Genomic DNA, 1,516 nt, shown 5'->3' with positions numbered 1-1,516 from the left:
CTGTGCCTGAAATAGCATCTGGCTGGGTCAATTCCTGATGAAAAACCCGGGTCAGTTCTCAGTGAAAATCAACACCAGCTATCCAGCAAGGCGGAAGGAGGGGCTGTCACATCAATGAACAAAGCCATCCCTGATGGGGCCAGCACACGTCGTGCTTCCCGCAGGCCTGCCAGCGCATCAGACCAGTGATGGGTCGTAAAGCGGCAGAAGACGGCGTCGAAGCTTCCGTGTTCGAAAGGGAGCTTTTCTGCGGGAGCCTGCACGATCGTGACGTTGGACAGTCCTTGTCGTGCCGCTTCCTGCGCGACTGCACCCAGCATCGGTCCCGTCACATCGCAGGCGACAACCTCTCCGACATGGGGAGCGAGCCGATAGGTGACGTGACCTCCACCGCAGCCGACATCCAGAACACGTCGCAGTTCCTTGCCGGCTACCAGACCCTCGACCCTGTCCAGATCGCTGCCCTGACTGTGGACCGTACTGGCCACATAATCCTGCGCCCGTGCGGCATAGTGCTTTGCTGCATAAGGTTCCGTCATCTTTTCTGCCTCCACTATCCACGAGTCGTTGCAGTCCAAGCTGCCAGATGCAAAAAGCAGGGATAAGGTCTTTCTTTATACTGGTACAAAAAACACCATCATGAGTCTTTCCTCCGAACAGCATCGTGCTCTCGGGACTTTCCTGCGCGCGCGTCGTAATACCCTCTCACCGGGGGATGTTGGTCTGCATCCGCCACCAGGACGCCGCCGGGCAAAAGGGTTGCGGCGGGAAGAAGCCGCCCAGATCTGCGGCATTAGTACGACCTGGTATACGTGGCTCGAACAGGGCCGGGATGTCTCCTGTTCGGCGGCGACGCTGGCACGTATTGCTACGGCCTTGCATCTTTCCTCTGCGGAACGCCTTTACCTGTTCGAACTCGCGCAGATGAAAGACCCCGATGCATCGCGGCCTTCTATGGCATCAGACCTTCCCGAGGAGGTCCGGATTTTTCCAGAGCAGATGGCAGTACCCTGCTATGTGCTTGATCCCCTATGGAATGCCTGCGCCGCCAATGACGCGGCCCGGCATCTTTTTGCCGGTTGGCTGGACGGTAAAGAACGCAATCTGCTGCGTTATGTTTTTCTTGCACCAGACGCCCGCACGTTTCTTGACGACTGGAAAAGCAGTGCGCGACGGGTGCTGGCGGAATTCCGGGCTGTCAGCATTCGTGGTGACACAGAACAGGTAGACGCGCTTGTGCGGAAGCTTCGGTCCCTGAGCCCGGATTTTGAGCGGCTGTGGCACAATCAGAGCGTGTTGCTACGGGAGGGCGGTCCCCGTAAGTTCAATCATCCCATTGATGGCCGTGTTGATTTTGACCAGACCATTCTCACTTTTACAACATGGTCGCAATATCAGTTGGTAGCATTGAAACCACGATAACTCTTTTGAAGTCAGACCTGTTGATTTTCACTGAGAACTGACCCGGGTTTTTCATCAGGAATTGACCCAGCCAGATGCTATTTCAGGCACAGTC

1 protein-coding gene and 1 pseudogene are annotated in these 1,516 nt (G+C 56.3%); one reads left to right on the top strand and one right to left on the bottom strand.

Features of this window, described 5'->3' with window-relative positions; all coding sequences use genetic code 11:
- Window positions 1-74: 74 nt before the first annotated feature.
- Window positions 75-539 (bottom strand): annotated as a pseudogene (locus AB2L51_RS15015) (class I SAM-dependent methyltransferase); the annotation flags it as partial.
- A gap of 100 nt (window positions 540-639) precedes the next feature.
- On the opposite strand from AB2L51_RS15015, the gene AB2L51_RS15010 reads away from it, so the two are divergent.
- Window positions 640-1,422 carry a helix-turn-helix transcriptional regulator gene (locus AB2L51_RS15010; RefSeq protein ID WP_395583032.1) on the top strand — a complete coding sequence of 261 codons (783 nt, stop codon included), beginning with the start codon at window positions 640-642 and terminating at the stop codon, window positions 1,420-1,422.
- The last annotated feature ends 94 nt before the right edge of the window (window positions 1,423-1,516 follow it).

This window comes from Acetobacter fabarum, assembly GCF_040702925.2.
Classification (GTDB): domain Bacteria; phylum Pseudomonadota; class Alphaproteobacteria; order Acetobacterales; family Acetobacteraceae; genus Acetobacter; species Acetobacter fabarum_B.
The sequence above is the reverse complement of the archived record's forward strand: the minus strand, read 5'-3'. Positions and strand labels throughout refer to the sequence as shown.